Origin of the sequence: Loktanella sp. S4079 (genome assembly GCF_000967725.1) — a bacterium.
Lineage (GTDB): Bacteria > Pseudomonadota > Alphaproteobacteria > Rhodobacterales > Rhodobacteraceae > Yoonia.
This window is the reverse complement of the sequence record NZ_JXYE01000002.1, coordinates 1-19,855: the sequence shown is the minus strand read 5'-3', so window position 1 is coordinate 19,855 and position 19,855 is coordinate 1. Positions and strand designations below refer to the sequence as shown.

General features: G+C 54.6%; 13 protein-coding genes and 1 pseudogene. 8 read left to right on the top strand and 6 right to left on the bottom strand.

Annotated elements, in window-relative coordinates; translation table 11 throughout:
* Window positions 1-30: 30 nt before the first annotated feature.
* Complete coding sequence (locus tag TW80_RS01140; RefSeq protein WP_045996923.1) at window positions 31-765, top strand: rhomboid family intramembrane serine protease; 735 nt, start codon at window positions 31-33, stop codon at window positions 763-765.
* On the opposite strand, the gene TW80_RS01135 is transcribed toward TW80_RS01140, so the two are convergent.
* Window positions 755-1,549, bottom strand: coding sequence for an inositol monophosphatase family protein (locus TW80_RS01135; protein WP_045995546.1), 795 nt, complete (start codon window positions 1,547-1,549; stop codon window positions 755-757). The genes TW80_RS01140 and TW80_RS01135 overlap by 11 nt on opposite strands.
* Before the next feature lie 123 nt (window positions 1,550-1,672).
* Entirely contained in the window at window positions 1,673-2,578 is a 906-nt protein-coding gene (locus TW80_RS01130) for a LysR family transcriptional regulator (protein WP_045996922.1), read from the bottom strand.
* 90 nt (window positions 2,579-2,668) lie between these two features.
* Here TW80_RS01130 and metF point away from each other — a divergent pair, with 90 nt between their 5' ends.
* Together metF and TW80_RS01120 are read left to right on the top strand one after the other, a co-directional pair.
* The gene (gene metF, locus TW80_RS01125) at window positions 2,669-3,535 is read left to right on the top strand and encodes a methylenetetrahydrofolate reductase [NAD(P)H] (protein ID WP_045995545.1); all 867 of its coding nucleotides are present in this window, start codon (window positions 2,669-2,671) and stop codon (window positions 3,533-3,535) included.
* A gap of 37 nt (window positions 3,536-3,572) precedes the next feature.
* Window positions 3,573-4,052, top strand: coding sequence for a PaaI family thioesterase (locus TW80_RS01120; protein ID WP_045995544.1), 480 nt, complete (start codon window positions 3,573-3,575; stop codon window positions 4,050-4,052).
* On the opposite strand, the gene TW80_RS01115 is transcribed toward TW80_RS01120, so the two are convergent.
* On the bottom strand, window positions 4,014-5,081 hold the full coding sequence (locus tag TW80_RS01115; RefSeq protein ID WP_045995543.1) for a DUF2235 domain-containing protein: 1,068 nt from the start codon (window positions 5,079-5,081) through the stop codon (window positions 4,014-4,016). The two genes, TW80_RS01120 and TW80_RS01115, sit on opposite strands and share 39 nt — an antisense overlap.
* Window positions 5,068-7,368, bottom strand: a complete 2,301-nt coding sequence (locus TW80_RS01110; protein WP_045995542.1) for a xanthine dehydrogenase family protein molybdopterin-binding subunit — start codon at window positions 7,366-7,368, stop codon at window positions 5,068-5,070. The genes TW80_RS01115 and TW80_RS01110 overlap by 14 nt, the downstream gene beginning before the upstream one ends.
* 181 nt (window positions 7,369-7,549) lie before the next feature.
* Here TW80_RS01110 and TW80_RS01105 point away from each other — a divergent pair, with 181 nt between their 5' ends.
* The 5 genes from TW80_RS01105 (at window position 7,550) to TW80_RS01085 (ending at window position 14,256) form a co-directional block, all read left to right on the top strand.
* Window positions 7,550-7,927 carry a COG4315 family predicted lipoprotein gene (locus TW80_RS01105; protein WP_052700859.1) on the top strand — a complete coding sequence of 126 codons (378 nt, stop codon included), beginning with the start codon at window positions 7,550-7,552 and terminating at the stop codon, window positions 7,925-7,927.
* Window positions 7,928-8,006: 79 nt separating this feature from the next.
* On the top strand, window positions 8,007-8,504 hold the full coding sequence (locus tag TW80_RS01100) for an RNA polymerase sigma factor (RefSeq protein ID WP_045995540.1): 498 nt from the start codon (window positions 8,007-8,009) through the stop codon (window positions 8,502-8,504).
* On the top strand, window positions 8,501-9,274 hold the full coding sequence (locus TW80_RS01095) for an anti-sigma factor family protein (RefSeq protein WP_045995539.1): 774 nt from the start codon (window positions 8,501-8,503) through the stop codon (window positions 9,272-9,274). Before TW80_RS01100 ends, TW80_RS01095 begins: the two co-directional genes overlap by 4 nt.
* A gap of 60 nt (window positions 9,275-9,334) precedes the next feature.
* Entirely contained in the window at window positions 9,335-12,457 is a 3,123-nt protein-coding gene (locus TW80_RS01090; RefSeq protein ID WP_045995538.1) for a valine--tRNA ligase, read from the top strand.
* Between the two features lie 431 nt (window positions 12,458-12,888).
* Window positions 12,889-14,256: a DUF4041 domain-containing protein gene (locus TW80_RS01085; protein WP_045995537.1), complete on the top strand. Its 1,368-nt coding sequence runs from the start codon at window positions 12,889-12,891 to the stop codon at window positions 14,254-14,256.
* Between the two features lie 112 nt (window positions 14,257-14,368).
* Here TW80_RS01085 and TW80_RS01080 read toward each other — a convergent pair whose 3' ends face one another.
* Entirely contained in the window at window positions 14,369-17,776 is a 3,408-nt protein-coding gene (locus TW80_RS01080; protein WP_045995536.1) for a TonB-dependent receptor, read from the bottom strand.
* 14 nt (window positions 17,777-17,790) lie between these two features.
* Window positions 17,791-19,855, bottom strand: a pseudogene (locus TW80_RS01075) (DUF11 domain-containing protein); the annotation flags it as partial.

Here is a 19,855-nt window from a genome sequence, read left to right as displayed (position 1 = left end):
GCTCAGCCCAGCTTGAACCACGGTCGCGGTATGTTTTTTCCGTTCCGCGACCACAATCCATCGCAGCGTATCGCTTATGTTACCTTTACACTGATCGCTTTGAATATTCTGATATTTTTGGGAACATATGTGGCCCAAAGCGATCAATTGATCGCCCGCACGTTCTTTGAATATGGTTTGATCCCTGCTCGCCTTTCACATGGCGACGGCTATAGCACGATCTTAACATCTATGTTCTTGCACAGCGGCTATATGCACCTGATCGGGAACATGGTCTTCCTGTTCATCTACGGGGACAATCTAGAGGATAAACTGGGTCATATCCCTTTTGCCGTATTCTATCTGCTATCAGGGCTTGCAGCGGGTTTGGCGCAATTTGCGTCAGAACCCGGCTCTGTTATTCCAATGGTCGGCGCGTCAGGCGCTATCGCTGGGGTTATGGGGGGGTATCTGCTGCTATATCCCAAAGCGCGGGTCGACGTTTTTGTATTCTTCGTCATTTTCTTCAAGGTCATCCCGATACCCGCGTGGATCACCTTGGGATTTTGGTTCGCAGCGCAACTCTTCAACGGGTTCAGCGCGCCAGCCGGAACCGGAGGCGTTGCCCATTGGGCGCATGCGGGTGGCTTTGTCGCGGGGTTCGTGCTCATCCTGCCTCTGTGGCTGGCAAGCGGCGGCCCGCGCTTTTGGCAACGCACAGATGGGCACCCGGATCACCCCGAGGCCCACTATGGACGTAGCAATATTCCGACTGTTAAGCGTTAGGCTTGCGGATGACTTTGGCAAAGGTTTCAAAGATTGGCTCGTTTGAACAAATCACTTCACCATCAGCCAAGATATCACCCTCGGGATTGATCGGCTCAACCATTCCGCCCGCTTCGCGAACGATGATTAGACCAGCGGCCATATCCCAGATTTTCAGGTTCCGTTCCCAAAAACCGTCATACCGACCAGCGGCGACATAAGCCAAATCCAAAGATGCCGCGCCAAAACGACGAACACCCGCAGTTGCTGGCAGCAGACGCGCCAAATCCTGAAGCGTTTCAGGCAAATCGCTGCGCCCACCAAACGGCAAACCAGTTGCAAAGATGCTTTCAATCAGACGATGACGGCCAGAAACGCGTAGGCGACCTTCGTTGAGCCACGCACCTGCGCCTTTTTCGGCATAGAACATCTCGTCTTTGACCGGATCATAGACGACACCAGCAACGACTTGCCCCTTGTGTTCTAGCGCGATTGAGACGGCCCAATGCGGCAAACCGTGCAAAAAGTTGGTCGTCCCATCCAGCGGATCTACGATCCAACGGCGCGTTGGGTCGGCACCTTCGATCTCTTTGCCTTCTTCACCCAGAAAGCCATAGCTTGGGCGGGCGTGCAGCAATTCTTCGCGAATAACCTTTTCGGCAGTACGATCCGCACGGCTAACAAAGTCGCCGGGACCTTTGGCGCTGACTTGCAGCTGTTCGACTTCGCCAAAGTCTTTCAGCAATGCACGCCCTGCCTTACGGGCGGTTTTCATCATCACGTTCAGGTTCGCGCTGCCAGCCATTCGATATACTCCGGGTTCGGGATCAAGCCGGGCGTATAGGCCGTCAGAGCGCGCGGAACAAGGGGTAAACCGGCATTTGGGTAAACCCTAAACAAGAACGTTACGCCCAAGGGCCACACAGTGTCATGTACGTTGCAGTTTAACGGCCTCTTGTTTCGCCAAACGAATAAGATGCGCCATGAACGGACGCGCGGTATCTTCGGACCGGGTTGCCGCATAGAGCCGCCTTGTAATGCCGTTCTTGGTCAGTGGTCGGGTCACATAGTCAGAGTTGTATCGCACTTGGCTCACTACCCAATCGGGCAGCACGGCAACCCCACGGTTAGAAGCCACCAAGAGCAGGATCACCGCCGTCAGTTCAACCTGCCGCACAGAGCCGGGTTCCACCTTGGCCGGGGTCAACAACTGCGAAAAGATATCAAGCCGCGCGCGATCCACTGGATAGGTAATAAGCGTCTCACCGCGAAAATCTTCGGCCTCGATCACGTCCTTTTGGGCCAAAGGATGCGACGAAGAGGCGACAAACACGGGTTCATAGTCAAACAAGGGGGTAAAATCTGTGTCAGGCAAATCCTCGGGGTCCGAGGACACGACAAGATCAACGTCTTCTTTGCGCAGTGCGGGCAAAGCGTCAAACGCAAGCCCCGGACGAATATCGACATCCACCTCTGGCCAAGCCTTGCGAAACTGTTCGAGCACCGGAAAGAGCCATTCAAAACAGGCATGACATTCGATCGCGATATGCAGCCGCCCTGATTTACCTTTGATAAGGCCCGAAAATTCGGCCTCGAGCGCAGCAACTTGTGGCAAGATCGCCTCGGCTGCGGCAAGCATCTTCATTCCCGCTGCCGAAAGCCGCAAGGGTTTGGAACGGCGCACGAACAATTCAACACCAGCCTGATCCTCGATCCCTTTAATTTGGTGGCTCAGGGCGCTTTGCGTGATGTTCAGTTGGTCCGCCGCCCGCGCAAGACCGCCCGTGTCGTGGATGGCTTTGATCGTGCGCAAGTGCCGAAATTCGATATGCATATGAGCCGCCCTCATGATCGTGGTGAAAGTTATGAATTTGCCTCAACTCAATAATACTGAGATAACAGCAAAGCAAGAGAGAGGTCCGTCATGTCCACGCCGTCAATTTCATTTGAATTCTTTCCGCCCAAGTCGCTCGAAGGGTCATTTCGCCTGTGGGACTGCGTCAATGTCTTAGCACCACTGGACCCGACATTTGTGTCCGTCACTTATGGGGCGGGTGGCACAACGCGTAAACTCACCCACGAGGCCGTAGGCACTATCCACCGGACAAGTGGTTTGAACGTCGCAGCGCACCTGACATGCGTTGATGCGACCAAAGCAGAAACACTCGAAATTGCCGAAGGCTACGCCCAAGAAGGTGTGCGCGAAATCGTAGCGCTCCGTGGTGACGCCCCCAAAGGATCGGACGGTTTCAAGCCTCACGCAGAGGGCTTTGAAAGCTCAGTTGACCTGATTTCAGCGCTGGCGGACACCGGAAAGTTCAAGATCCATGTTGGCGCCTATCCTGAAAAGCACCCTGAAGCAGTTGATCAGGCGGCCGATATCGCATTCCTCAAGCGCAAAATTGATGCAGGTGCAACATCAGCGATCACGCAGTTTTTCTTTGAAGCTGATACATTCTTTCGGTTCCGCGATGCCTGCGTAAAGGCAGGGATTGATGCACCAATCATTCCCGGCATCCTGCCAATTGAAAACTGGTCGGGCGCACAACGCTTTGCAAAGATGTGCGGCACCAGCATTCCGCAGATCGTCACAGATGCATTTGAACACGCCACGCGCGAAGGCACGACTGATCTGCTGGCCACTGCGCTGGCGACAGAGCTGTGCGATGATTTGTTGCAAGGCGGCGTTGACCATCTGCATTTTTACACGCTGAACCGCCCAGAGCTGACCCGCGATGTGTGTCATGCGCTTGGTGTGACCCCAAAAGGGCGGTTGCAAAACGTGGCCTAAGCGGTCAGCTTCGGGCAAAACAAAGCCCGAGGCAGTGATGACCACCACCCCCTATGCAGTTCCCGACCGCGACCGTATGCTGTCGATGTCGGGACTTGATTACCTCTATACAATGCTCAAAGAGCCCGCATTGGCTGCACCAATCGGGAACGTCATCAATTATTGGCTTGATGCCGTCGAGCCGGGCAAAGTTGTCATTCGCGGCAAACCAGAACCGCAGCACATGAACACGATGGGTGGTGTGCACGGCGGCTGGTATGGAACGTTACTTGATAGTTGTATGGCCTGCGCTGTCATGACGGCAGTGCCCAAAGGTGCGATTTATACAACGCTGGAATACAAGGTGAACCTGACCCGTGCGATCCCCGTCGGGACCGAGATCATTGCGACCGGATATTTGGATCATGGCGGGCGTACGACGGGCGTATCACATGGCGAAATTCGCGGTGCCGCAGATGGTAAGCTATATGCGACAGGCTCAACTACTTGTTTGATTATGCAAATCCGTAACGACTGACGGGTTATCCGTAGCAACATCGACAGTGTCATGAACCCGTTCAGACGGGTCTTGCCCCACCATCCGAGACCGACGCGACAAGAAAATCTTGGACCAGCCGCGCCAGCTCCCGATTGACGGAGCGCGTGCGTCCTGCGGAAAGCGATCTCGCCAATTTTCGGGAAATGAGACGCCGCATTGTTCGAGCCGTTCAAGCATCCAAACTAGCGGAATATTCGCAAGCGGACGTGCCTGCGGATGTTCCCACACTTGCCCGCCAATATCGCCATGATTTCCGCGAAACCAGACTTGTTCCATATGTCCGGGCCATTCAGGGCGACTAAACCACATCACAGGTTCATACGCCCGGCGGCGTTCATCTAGGGCAAGCGCATGGAAGCCATTCAAAACATGCGGCCCCAATTCGTGATTATGAAAATCATGCTGCGCCGGCGCCCAGCGCCACAGGATCGGCACACGTAGTCCCAGCGCTTTGACTGTATCCCACACGCCGACAACTTCGATTTTGACATCATCGTGGCAGTATAATTCGCTAAACCGCTGGGCAGCCGGGTTTACGGCCCCATTGCGGTAGTGTCGATAGGCTTGCCGAATTGCACGTACTGTCGCATGTTCTGCCCGCACCAGACCGACACGGTCAATTACGCCTGCCAGAGACCGCACAGCATAGGCCCCGCGCGAATAGCCAACCAACGCGATCTTATCGCCGGGTCGATATCGCGACGCGACCACCCCATAGGCGCGCTTGATTTGGCGATTAATCCCTTTGCCCGTCATGACATCCCATGTACCGGCCCAGTCCCGCCACTGTATGCCCGCCTCGTAATAGACGGTTAGGTTGCTGGTTTGGCTGACTTCATTCAGCAACTTAAAGGTCAAGCCCGCGTTAGTCTCCTTGCCCGGCGCAAGCGACGACATTGTGCCATCGAGAATAATGACATGTGTTGCAGGACCACGCCCACGAATGCCGCCCTCTTTGGCACGCGCGCGGCGACCAAATAATCCAAAGAACCAATCACGCAGCTTCACTGTTTTTCTTTGCCGCCTCGATAGTTTCCCAGATCCGGTTTGGCGTGAATGGCATCTGCACCTGACGCACGCCCAGCCCCCAAAGAGCATCAATCACCGCGTTTGCCACAGCGGCAAGCGCCCCGACAGTGCCTGCTTCGCCGCAGCCCTTCATCCCCATCGGGTTGTTCAACGATGGGGTCGGCTCTGTCGCGAATTTGATCATCGGCATATTATCCGCACGTGGCATCGCATAATCCATAAACGTCGCCGTCAACAGCTGCCCGTCTTGGTCAAAGACCACTTGTTCGGTCAATGCCTGCCCGATGCCCTGCGCCACACCACCGTGGACTTGCCCTTCGGCGAGCATTGGATTGATCAGATTACCGAAATCATCAACCACGGTGTAGCGATCAACGGTTACGACCCCGGTTTGCGGATCAATCTCAACCTCGGCCACATGTGCGCCATTGGGGAAACTGCGGTTCTCTAGATCAATTGTCGCCAAATGAACCAGCAAATCATCGCGCCCCGCGTCGCGGGCCATATCAACGACCTCTAACATTGTGGGCGTCAGGTTTGATCCATCGATACGAAAACGTTCATCATCAAAGCTGACCGCAGACAGTGCCACATTTTGATCCTCTGCCAGAAAGGCGGAAAATGCGTTGATCATGACCTCAACCGTTGCCAATGTCGCCGTATTCTGCACCGTCACGGAACGCGATCCGCCCGTTCCGCCCCCTTTTGCGATTTGATCACTGTCGCCTTGGACAACTGTTATCTGATCCGCCGGAATCCCCGTCTGATCTGCAAGGAACTGCGCATAAACAGTTTCATGCCCCTGCCCATTGGACTGGGTTCCAACGAAAATCAACGCCCCATCAGGCGTAAACTCAACCTTTGTTGTCTCTTCGGTATCGCCAAGGATGCTCTCGATATAATAGCAGAGCCCTTGCCCGCGTAGCTTGCCCGCCGTCTCGCTTGCCGCGCGACGATCGGCAAATCCCACGCGATCTGCCTCGGTGGCGGCGCGACGCAGCACTTTGGGAAAATCCCCTACATCATAGGTCACGCCAGTGACCGAGGTGTAAGGAAACTGATCAGCTTTGATAAAGTTCTTTTGACGAAGTTCCCAGGGATCAACGCCAAGCTGTCGCGCGGCTTCGTCCATCGCACGCTCGAGCACGAAAATAGCTTCGGGGCGACCTGCGCCGCGATAGGCATCAACTGGCGTTGTATTAGTGAAAACACCGACGCAATGCATATAGGCCGTCTGGACGTCATAGGTGCCCATCATAACCTTTGCGAACAGCTCTGTCTGGATTGGCTGCGCATATGACGAATTATAAGCGCCCATATTTGCCAGCGTATTCAGATGATAGGCGATGATGCGATGGTTTTCATCAAACGCCAGTGTCGCGGTTGTGGTCAAATCGCGCCCGGCATTGTCGGACAACATTGCCTCTGTCCGTTCTGACATCCAGCGCACAGGGCGGTTCAATACCCGCGCAGCATGTGCGACAGCGAAATATTCAGGGTAACGCATCCCTTTCATGCCAAATCCGCCGCCAACATCAGGATTGGTGACACGTATCTGCGCAGGGTCCATACCGAAATGCTTGGCCAAGTCAGATTTCAGCCCCCAGACACCCTGCCCGCCAAAGGCAAAATGCAAACGCCCGTCTTGGACCTCGGCATAGCAACCGCGTGGCTCCATTGAATTGACGATAATGCGGTTATCAAAAACCTCGGTCCTGACAACATGCGCGGCCCCATCAATTGCGGCTTTGACTGCTGCCTCGTCGCCAAGACCAAAGTCAAAGGCGCGGTTTTCAGGGGCTTCGGCATGAATCATTTCACCACCAGTGGCCAAGTCTACGTGGACAGGCAGGTCATCGATCTCAAGCCCAATCATTTCAGCAGCATCTTTGGCCTCGGTCAGGCTGTCAGCAACCACCATGGCGATTGCCTCACCAACATGGCGGACACGCCCTTGTGCCAATATGGGGCGCTGCGGTTTTGCGCCGCGTGAACCATCACGGTTCTTAACAACTGTGGTGCCAAGCCCGATTTTCACCCCAGCTTTGATCAGATCTTCGACCGTGACGATCAAATGCACGCCCGGCATCTGCTGCGCGTCCTCGAGATCAAGCTGAGCAATTTCACCATGCGCCACCGGCGAACGCAGAAAAAAAGCAAACAAAGCGCCCTCTGGTGCGATGTCGTCAACATAGCGCCCATGCCCTGTGACAAGGCGCATATCCTCAACCCGTTTGACCGATTGGCTTTTTCCGAACTTTTCCATCGGGCTGGCTCCTCATGTTTGCCACATATTTATACCCTAATCCGCAGGGCGCAGTTGTCCAGAGACTGCCATGACACAAAAATAATTTCCCTTATCGGGATTAAAATCAGTTCCCCGCGCATTGGTATCATGACTGTCGCAAAAACCGGCAGCACATCAGTTATCAAACCGGAGACATATTATGAAACTTTCACTTATCGCCTTTACAACAATTGTTGGCCTAAGCGCCTGTGACGCCTACGCAGCGGGACATGGCACCGTACCCGCAATGGATACCAATGGCATTCTTACGGACGCAAACGGGATGAGCCTTTATACATTTGACCCGGATACGGCGACGTCATCTGCATGCAACGGGGGCTGCGCACGCAGCTGGCCACCATTGGCCGCCGCAGCCGATGCCGAAGCAAGCGGCGCATTCACAACGATCACCCGCAATGACGGCAGCAAACAATGGGCTTACAACGGCCAGCCGCTTTATCTTTGGGTCAATGATCGTGCACCTGGCGACACGACAGGTGACGGCGTCGGCGGAAATTGGCACCTTGCGCGCCCTTAAGATACATTCCTTTACGGAAAGCGTCGCGGCCGCTAGTTTTGGCCGGGAACATAATCAGACATGGGACTTGCGACTCCATATGGGTGATTTTCATCAGCAGATCGAAAACTGCCTTCCTGATTTATGGCGCTATGCCTTTGCATTAACGCGTAACCGCGACGCTGCGGATGATTTGCTCCAAGATGGGGTTGAACGCGCTTGGCGTAAACGTGCGTTATGGCAACCTTCGGGCACGGTCAAAGCATGGGCGATGAAGGTCTTGTTAAACACCTATCGCAGCCAAGTCAGATCACCTGCCCTGAAACAAGAGACTGCACCTCTTGATGACATATCCACCACTGTGGCGGCAGTGGACAGATTGAATGATCAGCTCGCGCTCGGTGAAACTGCACGTGCTATGGCACAATTGCCGCCAGAACAACGCGAGGCCCTGCTGAGTGTTGTGATCGGTGGACTTAGCTACAAAGAGGCGGCAGAAACGTTAGAGATACCCATTGGCACGCTGATGTCCCGTTTGGGTCGCGCCCGCGCGAACCTTAAGGCGATGATGCAAACGAACGAAGGCCCAGTAAAATGACCGTAGAAGACGACGGCCAGATTACAGAAGAAATGCTCCATGCCTTTGTCGATGGACAGCTTGATGATGCGCAAATGGACCGGGTCGAGGCTTATTTGAACAAGCACCCAGAGCGGCTTGAGGATCTCGAGGCATGGACCGCACAAAACGCTGCGATAAACGCGCTTTATCCGCATCGGGATATGCCGCCGCAAATGCCTGCGCTGACCACTCAGACACCAACCGCCAACACAAACGCCGCACCTTCGGGCCTATCATGGGCCGCCATCGCTGCATCGATGGTTATGTTGGCACTGGGTTTGGCGGGCGGATGGATCGCACGCGGTAATCAGGCGAACCCTCAGCTCATGGCAAGCCTCGTCCAAGAAGCGGTCCAAGCCCACGCCGTCTATAGTATCGACCCTCACCGCCCGGTCGAGGTCGCAGCATCCGAGGAAGAAACGCTTATCCGGTGGCTATCAAATCGCGTCGGTGAGCCTCTGCAAGCCCCTGACCTGACGGCTAATGGTTATACGCTTGTCGGTGGACGACTGGTTTCCGCCGCCGAAGGCCCCGCCGCACAGTTCATGTACGAAGATGCAACAGGTAAGCGTATCACGCTCTTTGCAGTGAAAGGCGCGACCGGGCAGTTGGCCTCATTCAACTATAACCAAACTGGCAACACCGGCAGTTTCTATTGGGAAGACGCGAACCTAAGCTATGCCATCGTCGGCGAGGCGGACCGCGACATGCTGAACCAACTGGCGATCAGTATTTATAACCAGCTATAGGCCCTTTCCCTTGGCAAGCCCATTGGGTATTCGGTCACAAACCATATTGGGAACGTGACAATGGCCATGGACAAGACATTCGACGCAAAATCCGCTGAACCACGCATCTACGAGATGTGGGAAAAATCCGGAGCGTTTAAGGCTGGCGCTAATGCCAGCCGTGATGAAACCTTTACCATCATGTTGCCGCCCCCCAATGTGACCGGCCACCTGCACGTCGGTCACGCCTTTAACCACACCTTGATGGATATCCTGACGCGTTGGAAACGGATGCAGGGTTATGACACGCTTTGGCAGCCGGGGCTTGATCACGCCGGTATCGCCACGCAGTTGATGGTGGAAAAGGAACTGGCGGCCACTGGCCAACCCAAACGCACCGAAATGGGCCGCGACGCGTTCTTGAAAAAAGTTTGGGAATGGAAGGGCGACAAAGGCGGCGTAATCGAACAGCAAGCCCGCCGTTTGGGCGACAGCATGGATTGGGAACGTTCCGCCTTTACCATGTCCGGTGCCGAAACCGCCCCTGCAACAGAAAAACCCGGCAACTTTCACGATGCCGTGCTGAAAGTCTTTGTCGATCTTTACAACAAAGGCATGATCTACCGCGGCAAGCGTCTGGTGAACTGGGATCCGCACTTTGAGACCGCGATTTCGGACCTTGAGGTCGAAAACATCGAAGTCGACGGCCACATGTGGCACTTCAAATACCCGCTCGCGGGCGGGGAAACCTATGAATACGTCGAGAAAGACGAAGACGGAAACGTCACCCTGCGCGAAACCCGCGACTACATTTCGATTGCCACGACCCGCCCTGAAACCATGTTGGGCGATGGCGCGGTTGCGGTGCACAAAGACGACGAACGCTATGCGCCAATCGTTGGCAAACTGTGTGAAATCCCTGTCGGCCCCAAAGAACAGCGCCGCCTGATCCCGATCATCACCGATCCTTATCCAGACATGAACTTTGGCTCGGGCGCGGTAAAAATCACCGGCGCACACGACTTTAACGACTATGAAGTCGCCAAGCGCGGCAATATCCCGATGTATTCGCTGATGGATACAAAGGGCCAGATGCGCGCAGACGGCAAACCCTACGCCGAAGAAGCCGCCACTGCCCAAGCCATTTCCAACGGCGAACAGGAATTCGACGAGGCGATGATCGCCGCGATGAACCTTGTGCCCGACGAATACCGTGGGCTGGATCGTTTCGAAGCACGCAAAAAGGTTATTGCCGATATCACCGCCGAAGGTCTGGCCGTGATGCACGACGTGACCCGCACAGAAAAAGACGAAGACGGCAACAAAGTCGAAGTGACTGAAACCGTGCCTTTCGTTGAAAACAAGAAAATCATGCAGCCCTTCGGTGACCGCTCCAAGGTGGTCATCGAACCGATGCTGACCGATCAATGGTTCGTCGACACTGCCAAAATCGTCGGGCCTGCGCTGGATGCGGTCAAAGAAGGCCGCACCAAGATCATGCCGGAATCCGGCGAAAAGGTTTACTATCACTGGCTGGAAAACATTGAGCCATGGTGCATCTCGCGCCAGCTGTGGTGGGGACACCAAATTCCGGTTTGGTATGGTCTTGACCTTGGCGTCGAAGACGAGAGCAATCCATCAGGTGACTTGGACGAAGTTGAAATCCTTGGTCTGCTGCTAGATGGTATAGTGCATCGCGGTACAGTAATGCATTGTGCTGCCGACTTCGAAAGTGTCAAATCCGCTTTTGTGTTCGACAATGCCGACACGCCAAGCCCCATTAGCCATGCGACGGTCGTTGAGGTTGCTGATAAGGCCGAGGCAATTGAACGCTTCTCTGCTGGTCTCGCCGCATACAATGTTACGCAAGACCCGACGAAGCTAGAGTTCCCAGTCTGGCGCGACCCCGACGTGCTCGACACTTGGTTCTCCTCTGGCCTCTGGCCCTTTGGCACCTTGGGCTGGCCCGAAGATACCGACGCGATGAAATACTTCCCCGGTGATGTGTTGATCACGGGGCAGGATATTCTGTTCTTCTGGGTGGCGCGTATGATGATGATGTCCACCGCCGTGATGGACGACATCCCGTTCCACACCGTCTATCTGCACCAGTTGGTGCGTGACGCGAAGGGCGAGAAAATGTCGAAAACCAAGGGCAATGTGATTGACCCATTGGTGATGATCGATGAATACGGCGCTGACGCGCTGCGGTTCTCAAACGCGGCGATGGCGGCGCTGGGTGGTGTGCTGAAAATTTCCGAAGACCGGATCAAAGGCTATCGGAACTTTACCACAAAACTGTGGAATGCCTTCAGCTTTGCCAATCATTACGAGATTGCCTACCCCGGCGACGCGGTACGCCCTGAGGCGCAGCAAACCGTAAACAAGTGGATCATCGGTGAAACTGGCAAAGTCCGCGCCGAGGTGGACGCTGCACTGGAATCCTACCGCTTTAACGACGCCGCCAACGCGCTTTACGCGTTCACATGGGGCAAGGTCTGCGACTGGTATTTGGAATTTTCCAAACCAATCCTGCAAGGTGATGACGCAGCAGCCAAAGCCGAGACAGAGCAGACCCTGCGCTGGGTACTGGACCAATGTCTGATCCTTCTGCACCCCATCATGCCTTTCATCACCGAAGAATTGTGGGGCCACGCCGACAGCCGCGCCAAAATGCTGGTCCACGCCGATTGGCCGACCTATGGCGCGGAACTGATCGACGCAGATGCAGACCGCGAAATGAACTGGGTGATCGATCTGATCGAAAACACCCGATCAGCCCGCGCGCAAAGCCACGTCCCTGCCGGTGCAAAAGTGCCGCTGGTTGTCATGGGGCTTGATGCCAAGGGACAATCCGCATGGGACAATAACGCGGCCCTGATCCAGCGCCTTGCCCGCATTGAAAGCCTGACAGCAGTCGACGCCTTCCCCAAAGGTTGCGTCACGATCCCGATGGACGGCGGCACATTCGGCCTGCCGTTGGCTGACCTCATCGACGTGCCCGAAGAAATTGCGCGGCTTGAAAAGACACTACAAAAGCTAGCCAAAGAACTTGGCGGTTTGCGTGGTCGTCTGAACAACCCCAAATTCGTGGCCTCCGCCCCGGATGAAGTCGTTGCAGAGGCCAAAGAAAACCTCGCACTACGTGAGGGCGAGGAAGCACAGATCAAAGCCGCCATCGCGCGCCTGAAAGAGATCGGCTAACGAAAAAGGCCGCCCATATCGGGCGGCCAAACCTATTCGCGACGATCTGGGCATCTACAGCAACCAGTTTAAACCGCATAAATCAAAAGGGCCCCATCATCTGATGGCGCATTCCGGATTTTGGGACACAAAAGCAGCGCTTCCCGAGTTTTTGCTCGGCACCCGCGATACGGTTGGGGGCAGATGCACGCAGGATGACCTAAACTACGCGCGTGCGCCCTGATCCACGGCGCATCCTTGATAGTACATGGCTGTATCACGGAACGCCGCTATGGAAGAAGTTCGAGACACGGTAAAAACTCTTTTTGTTGAGGTTGTTGGATTAGCACGATCCAAGGAGATTGTTGTTTGCGACACCGCAAAACCATAACTACCCTATCGGCTGTGCAGGAGCGTGACTTTTCAATTCAATTTGCGAAATAGGAACTTTCATGGACCCTTATACTATCATCGTATTGCTCTGGTTTTTCAGTGCTCCTCTATTTTTTATTCTATGGATCTTGGCCCGAAAGAAGCTGGCTAAAGCATCGAAAGAAGCCGAAGCAGTTGATGAAGAGTTGGGTAATCTTAAGACAAAATATTCAGCGATTACATCCATCGAAACTGAGGTCGAACGCTTGCAGAGGGATGCTGCCGAGCTTGAAAGTGGCATTCAGAAAACGCGGGCATCATATGCGGAGAAGCGCAAGCTGCTTGGCCAATTGAAGGAACAGGTTGCAGTCTATGACGACCGATTGGCTTTTGCAGAACTCGGTATCTATGAGCCACATTTTGATTTTGGTGATAGCGAAACCTATAAGGACCAGATCAAAGAAATCCGGGCCCGCCAGAAAGCGATGGTATCGGCCAAGGAAGCAACAATTTGCCCGACAGATTGGACCGTCGAAGGTAGTCGCGCAAAAGGGCAAACCATGATCAACCGCCAAACTCGATTGACCATGCGAGCTTTTAACAATGAGTGCGAGGCCGCAATTGCCAACACGCGTTGGAACAATGTGGTTGCAATGGAAAAGCGGATTCTGAATGCCGCCAAAGCGATCTCGAAAGAGAACACCTCAATGAATCTCCACATCAATGATGATTATGTGGCGATGAAAATTGATGAACTGCATCTGACCCATGAATACCGCGAGCAGATGAAAATCGAAAAAGATGAGCGGGCAGAACTCGCCAGGGCGGAAAGAGAAGAAAAGAAACTCCTCGCGGAAGCTCGGGCTGCTGAGAAAGAGGAGCAGAAGTATCAAGCGCTGCTCAAAAAAGCTCGGAAAGAAGCAAGCGTTGGCGAGACCAGCAAGGCCATGAAGAAGAAGCTTCAAGAACTTGAAGCCGCATTGGAGCAAGCTCACGCCACGAGCGAAAGGGCGCGTGCTATGGCGGAAATGACCAAATCTGGCTATGTCTATGTCATCTCAAATATCGGCTCCTTCGGAGAGGACATGGTCAAAATTGGCTTGACCCGACGCCTGGACCCCAATGATCGCGTTCGGGAGTTGGGCGATGCCAGTGTTCCTTTCACCTTTGACACTCATGCGATGATCTATTCTGAGGAGGCTCCAGCATTGGAGGCAGCTCTCCATAAAGAGTTTGCGGAACAGCGTGTGAATATGGCGAATATGAGGAAAGAGTTTTTCCGAGTTTCACTGGATGAGGTGGAAAGTGCGGTGGCCAGACTCGCTCCAGACGCTGACTTTTTCACTGACCGAGAAGCTCAGGAGTGGCACGAGACGATGGCTCGGAGAAAGGAGAAGCTAATGGCAACAAATAATAAAGAGGTAGAGGAGCTTCCTGCTGAGATCTGATCTTATTCAAACCAAGACCCCGAAAGTGAGAGACCTCGGCAAATGTTTGCCGAGGTCTTTTTGTGTCCCAAAATCCGGAATGCGCCAATCATCTGATGAGGCCCTTTTATTTTTAGAACTTTGCAACGAGGTTGATGAACACCCCTTTGTCGTCGTAGGTCACATCCCTCAGATCATCCGAGAAGCGTCCGGTATTATATCCAACACCAACTTTGAAATTCTCACCGACATGGCGATAGACCGCACCAAGGGCGCTATATTCCGTCGTGCCGATATCTTCGGCATGAAGCGCGCGCCCTTCGACCAAGATGTCCCAGTTGTGCACAACGTGATAGCGCACATTGAGAGCAGCCAAGACAGCGTCATTACTTACAAAATCCTCGCCCACATCAGCTTGCTCTGACCAACGTGCGCCGACTTTTGCGCCCAAGGTCCACTCTGGGTTCAGATCGTAATTTGCGTTCACGTTGATGATATGCGCGCGCTGGCGTGGCCCCTCTTGGGCGGTGCCATTCACGGTTTGCCCGGCCATATCATAGAGATAGGTATAGGACGCGAGCACATTCAAAGGGTCACTTTGTGCAGGACGATAGGCATAGCCCAAGGTGCCTTCGACGTATTCCGTGTCAGGCAATCCGGTCAGGCTGGTTTCAGTGTAGAGCGCATCAAACTCGGCGAGCAGATACTGCTTTTCGTCAATCTGATGGCGGGCGTCCGCCGCAATCAACCACGTGTCAGAGTCGCGGTTGCTGGCACCATCGACACCACGTTCGTTACGGTATTCCAATCTGCCGCGTGCGCTCAGGCGATCGGCGTCTTTGTACACAACACCAAAGGACACAGCATTCCGGTCAAAGTCACCGTTGGTGTCATCATTGATGCGGCCCGTTTCGACAGTGGCCGTGTAGGTCAGAAGGCTGGTCGGATTATACTGCACGCCGTAGATATTGGTCAGCGCGGTGCGGTTCCCAAACAGGTCATAGTTGGTTTCGCCAAACACCTTGGTGCGTTCGTTCACTTGGCGACGTGCACCAGCGACAAATGACCCATAGTCTTGGCCAAAGCCGGTCTGAGAGGTGTTGCGATCTGGATCGAGCGTGTAACCGAAATAGGCGGTGTTGTTTCCATCGCGGTCGTATTCTGCCAACACACGTGCGCCCGCACCTGATGTTCCGCCAGAAATTTCACCCGAGACCGCAAAACTATCAGACAGTTGGACACGTCCGCCGACACCGATGCGGTTGTTTTCCTCAAGACCGTCAGTATCCCCAACGGTGCCTTGAGCATAGCCATAGACCGCCAATGTATCAGAGTACTGATGATCGACACGCAAGGCTGCATCTGTCCGTGATCCGGTCTGCGCAGCGCTCGTGGGCGTGACCCGTTCTTGATGCGCCAAACCAAATGTCAGCGCTGTTTGCGCGTTCAATTGATGTGTCACATTCAATTCGGTTTCACGCAGCTCTTTGCCCGCGTCATTCTGATAGTCGTCATAGCTGAGCTTGATCCGTGTCGCCTCGGAAATGGCTGTTTCAGCAGCAACGCCCCAGAGCGTTTCATTCGCATCGACTTGGTAATCAAGCGTCGAGAAACCAGCCGTACGGTCCTCGTAATAGGCTGAAACAACGCCTTCTCCGGTTTCGCTCACGTCGGCTAGGTCGACTTGTCCTTCGACCCGCAAGGCGCTACCGGCCCCATCGACAGATGCGGTGTCATCGACGGTCAAGCCACCGTCTGTTGATGATGTATAGCCAAATCCGGGGCCATCCGTTTCGGCATATTCCGCCTCGACGAATGTTGTCTCAGAACGTTGATAACGCAGATCAACACCGACAGCCTCTTGATCGGCGGCACCCGTTTTTTCCGCCATACCAGACACACCAACGCGCAGCTCATCCGAAACCCAGGCCTGTGCCCGCGCACCATATGAGAACCCATCAGCCTCGAGCGTGGGTGAATATTCATATTGCGCGATCAGGTTGACGTCATAGTCCCCGTTGGGGTTTGCATTGATGAGCGAGCCATCTGAAACGCGGCTAGTCAGCGGACGATTCAGCAGAACGATCCCTTGGACATAATTAATGTCGTAGTCCGCCCCAAAGACCAGTCGCCGACGGTCAATGACACGCCCTGTTTCGGGGTCGCGTACTTCGACAGTTAGGGTTTCAGACCCGACAGAAACATCCTGTTGACGCAACACATAAGACGAGCCACCCGTCCCACGAAAAACATCACGTTGCGGCAGGTTATCAGGCTGGGCGGCGTACACCTCGCCCGCGACCCGTGCGTCACCGTTTGCCGTAACCTGATCGGAACGGTACACACCCTGCGCACCATAAAGCGTGCGTTCATTGCGCAGATATTCTGTACCCGTAATGCTGGACTTGAAATCGCCCCATAGCGCGTGGGTCTCGTTTCTTTCGACACGTACGTAAAACTTACCAGAGGTCGGGGTGTCATCAACAATGGTCGATCCATCGCCATAAATTGGATAGGCAAGATCGCTGTCCATCCGCCCCATCAAAGACCGTGGGTCGTTTTGATCAAGGTTGGTAAAGATATCCTTTAGATCCTCGTCACCCGTATCCGCCGAGGCCGTGACCGTTGTTCCGTTTGCGTAACGACCTTTGGTGTAGAACGCCAATCGACCGCGCGAATAATCACCTGTCTCTGCGGCGACGCCATCACCTTCATTGCGGCCAAAGGTCAGATCAACCAGACCGACCCCAACCCATTCCGATGTCGGCACGGTGACGTCGTGTTCGATAATCTGGTTGCGGTGCGCAGGATTGATCACACGGACTTCGATTGGATATTCACCGGGTGGCAAAATCCGTTGAATAACAAAACCGCTGTTCACCCCTGGGCGAATGACCTCGCCCATCGCAAGGACAGATGCGCCGGGGGCGACGTTCTGACCTGAAATGGTTACGGCACCACCAGTGACACGAATATTGCGTACCACTGTTCGGTCAGTGCCTTCCTCGATGCTGGCCGAAACGGGGCGTGCATCACCACGTGTCAACGACAGCGGGCTGGTTTCGTCATAACGCCCCTCGGCATCATAAACACGGTGTACATAGACCAGTTGCTCCCCCGCAGGGACAACCGTTTCAACCCGGCCATTGGCATTGATCGGGACGATGGCCACGGTCTTTGGCCCTGCATCTGCGCCGGTATCAATGATGCGGATTTCGCCGCGCGAGATATATGCCGGATAGTTGGTCCGACTTTGAAAGGTCACCGCGCTGCCGGCACTATAGGAACCGCCCGGCAGGGTCATCGCATCCAGCCGCGGCGTCGCGTAGAACCCATCGTATTGAACGTTAATGTCGGCTTGCCGCAGTGCGATGGCCGCCGCACGGGTATCCGTGACTTCGATCACATCGCCCGCAACGGTGTCACCGTTCAGGACAATCGAGAACCCAGCCTCTTCGGCTCGTGCCGTGCCCAAGGCCAAACACAAGGCCGAACTGGTCAATAGCAGTGAAAGTTTGGTGCTTTTCTTGCGATCAGACATTTCTCTCGCTCCTATTAATACTGACGTTCAATTTGACGTTCGACGTTGACGTTAAACCGCCCGCGCTTGCGCCATTCGTCGCGGATCAGCTCTTCGAGCACATCCAACCGCGCCCGTGCCAATTCGCTGCTTTCGCTGCCACGGTTGTAAGTCAGACGAATGACCGATGGTTTCTGAGCAAGCTGTGCAACGAGCGCCTTCACACCGTCTTCGAGGTCTTCGATGACTTCCGGCTCATCAGCCGTACCTTGAAAGGCATCCGCGCTCAGCACGATATCAACGACATCGGATGCACCGACACCAAAGTTGATCTGCGCCATCGTACCCGCCGTCAAACGCACAACACGTGGGTTTTCCGTTGTGACACGATAGCCAGTTGGCAGGCTGTTTTCATCCACTTTCAGGATAAAGTTCGCCCCGATCCGGCTTGGCAGAGCGGCACATGGCACACTGTACAAGCCATTCTCATCGGCCGTAATGATATCACCAGTCACGGTCATGATCCGTGCACCAGCAACACCGTCTTCACCGGCGTCCTGATAGCCATTCCCGTTCAGATCATAGAACACCTTGCCGATCACATCCGAGCAGTCGAACACATGCTCGGGTGCCAAGGTCACCGTTGCGCGTGCCTCATTCGAGATCGGCTGAGCAGTGACAGGATCCATAACAATCGCCCGGTTTACGATATCACCCAACTCTGCTGATGGAGACACCCGCGCGGTCAAGATCAAGGTCCGCGTTTGCCCGCGCGCGATATCTTGGTTTGGCCAAGACAGCTGACGTCCAGACACCTCAGGCTCGACAGCAACTCCATCCAAAGTTGCCGAACCAGGCATATAAAGCAGACCAACCGGAAGATTATCGATCAGCGTGATGTCGTTGCGATCAAACCCAAGCACATCATTCTCGAATGTCATGGTGTAAGTGACCACTCCACCCTTCTCAACAGTCGCGCGATCTGCCGATTTCGTCGCAACAATGTCCAGCGGGTTCAATGCGCAATCGCGCAGCGGGATGTTGTTGTTAAACACCATCGGGTCGCCTGCCTGAATGTCAAAAGAGACATAGAAGGATGGGTTGGCGGCCTCGGTATAGTCGGCCAATTGACCGGTTGCACCAAACTCACCAGCGCCCAACACACGCGGATCAGTGTCAGTCGTACCCGTCACCACATCGACCAAATCAGCCGGACGGACCGCAGATGACGTCACCGGGCGATTTGTCGATGCAACACCCACCGAAGGATAGGTGATGTTCATCGTGTAAACACCTTCTTCGGTCACATACCACTGGTAGAACCCAGTCGAGCCATCCTCGACGATCGTGATATTGTTCGACGTCCCGATGCCAGACTGCGTACCCAGCGGGCCAGAGACTGACACCTCACCGCCACTTAGGATACGGCCATCTTCTTCACAGTAAAAATAGCCAGTCGGGTCGTAGTCAGCCTGATCGTTGATCCCATCGCCATCGCGGTCTTCGGTCGCAGATTCCTCGCTATCAAAGGCTTTGTCTTCATCCTCATCTGTCAGCACTTCCTGAACATCAAGCGTGATCGGCTCTGGCAGCTCAGAAGCGGTCAACACAACGGCGCTGCCCTCTCCCGGTGTGCCATTCGCAACCGAGAATTGGAAACGTACATTGATGGTTGCCGTCTCACCCGGTGCCAATTCAGACGCACCAGACAAGAGCTGCGTATCATTCACACCGTCATAGCCAGAATTCGGTACCGCTGGGCCAAATCCAACCACAGTCACACTTGGCGTCCCCAACAACTCGGCTGGTGACAGATAAGCAGCAAGATCGTCCAACACACCGATGTTGTTCAGTGTGACGTTACCGTCGTTGGTTACTGTGACCACATACTCAGCCTCATAAACCGTCGGGAACAGGCGCTCCAATTCGACCAGCGTATTATCGGCAACAGCTTCTGGCACTGCTTCAATCACAACGACCGTTGGGTCATCGTCACCCGTCGCATCGGACGGATCATCAGACACCGCAGAGGTTCCTTCGGAATCTGGCCCCTGCCCCGAGACTGTCGCCGTCTGGCTGATGCCGCCCGCGTCAATGTCA